1 protein-coding gene is annotated in these 1,937 nt (G+C 65.5%); it reads right to left on the bottom strand.

Going from position 1 to position 1,937, the window contains the following annotated elements:
- Positions 1 to 134: 134 nt before the first annotated feature.
- Positions 135 to 1,805 (bottom strand): amidohydrolase, encoded by a 1,671-nt coding sequence (locus EKL94_RS22040; protein ID WP_221767994.1) that lies wholly within the window; start codon positions 1,803 to 1,805, stop codon positions 135 to 137.
- Positions 1,806 to 1,937: the final 132 nt, after the last annotated feature.

Here is a 1,937-nt window from a genome sequence, read left to right on the forward strand (position 1 = left end):
TGCTGTTAATATCATGCACAGTGCGCACGACGCAATATCCAGCAGGAAGATGGGTGGACGTGGCAGAACAGGGCAGGGGACGTGAGCAACAGACTGCCGACCGGGTGTTTCAGCGACGTGCGTACGGGACGCGGCTATTCGGCCTCCAGGGCGCCGCTGTCGTGCACGATGCGGCCGCCGACCAGGGTGAGCAGCGAGCGCAGCGAGTGGATGCGGCGGGCCGGCATGGTCAGGTAGGGTTGGTCGAGTACAGCAAGATCAGCCAGCTTTCCCGCGGTGAGAGAGCCGCGCTCGTCTTCGGCAAACGACAGCCAGGCCGCATTGCGGGTGAACAGGCGCAGTGCCGCATCGCGGGTGATGAGGTTGTCCTCGCTGCGGCGCACGCCTGCCAGTGGCTGGCCGTCAACGTGGTACTGGATGGCCTGCCAGACGCCTGCCACGCCGATGCGGGTGGAGTCGGTGCCACCCGCCACCGGAATGCCGAGCGCCATCGCGGCCCGCACCGGGGCGCTGGACGCCGCAACCTGTGCTGTGTTGGCGGCGTGGATCGCGGTGGTCTCGAAGTACGGCCCCATCTGTACGCTGTAGGCCAGCCCGAGCCGGGCCATGCGCTGCAACGTCCGCGGTGACCCGGTGTTCAGGTGCGCGATCGCCCAGCGCAGCGGCCGCAGGTCATGATCGCGCGCCACCACCTCGAAGGCGTACAGGATGGCATCGGCGGCATCATCGGTATATGCGTGGATCTCCAGTGGGATTCGCCGCTCCGCAGCCAGCCGGGCGACCTCGATCAGCTCCTGCCGGGCCTCGGCCGGCGGATCGAAGCCAGGCCCCATCAGAACGCCGTCGTTCATGGCGGTGACCAGATTCTCACCCAGGCCGAGGAAGGCGATGTCGCCATCGTCGTGCCGGTTCGGACGGAACGCCATCACATTGCGGAACCACTCGGCTTCATCACCGTGGGTGCCGGCCGGAATGCGGTAGCCGGCGCGCAGCGTCAGCCCGCCCTGGTCGCGTAGCTTGAACAGGGGTTCGTAGGACGATGGTGGGCCGGCGGAGGGATCGATGAAACCGGTCACGCCCTGCGCGTTGAGGGCAGCGAAGAAGGTCCGCAGGCTCTTTTCGTGATCGGTGCTGGTACTGATCTGCGCGAACAGTGCATTGAATGGACCGATACCACCGGACAGGCGGCCGGTGGCCTGTCCGTCATTGTCGCGCTCGACGATGATGCCCGGGGGCAGGCGGGGCTGGTCGCCCTGCAGATCCAGTGCTGTGATGCCAGCACGATTGAGCAGGGCGTAGTCGTACAGATGCTGCACGTAGACCGGCCTGTCCGGCAGGGCGGCATCGAGCTCGGCGCGGGTCGGTGCCCGGCCCTCCGCGAACTGTTCGGGATGCCACGCACCGACCACGGCGGCCCATTGCCCGTCAGGCTTGCGTCGTGCATCCCGCTGCAGCCGCTGCAGCGCCTCGGAGAGCGTGGGAGCGTCGAACCAGTAGGTTTCGAAGGTGAACGTCTGGCCGCCACGGATTGCGTGGATGTGCGTATCTATCAGGCCCGGAACGACGGTGCGCCGTTGCAGGTCGATGACCCGGGTGCTGGGGCCGATATGGCGTTGCATGGCGCGGTCACTGCCGACCGCCAGGATTCGCTCGCCGCGGATGGCAAGCGCGCTGGCACGTGGCGTAGTGCCGTCCTGGGTCAGCAGCAGGCCATTGCGCAGCACAAGGTCGGCCGGCTCGGCCGCTGCCGCCACGGTTGGCAGCACAAGTATGAAGATGTCTCTTATCAACATCTCGTGGCCCACTAAACGGGCTCCGTGCCCGTTGTACGTCTTCTGCCTGAACAAAGAAAATACGGTTGTTACAGATCACTCTCGGTACTATGTCTGTGGTCGTGTATGTGACGGGTGTGGTGGTCTGTATCTTGTGATTGTTTT

The organism is Stenotrophomonas maltophilia (assembly GCF_003970865.1).
Classification (GTDB): Bacteria; Pseudomonadota; Gammaproteobacteria; order Xanthomonadales; family Xanthomonadaceae; genus Stenotrophomonas; species Stenotrophomonas maltophilia_AR.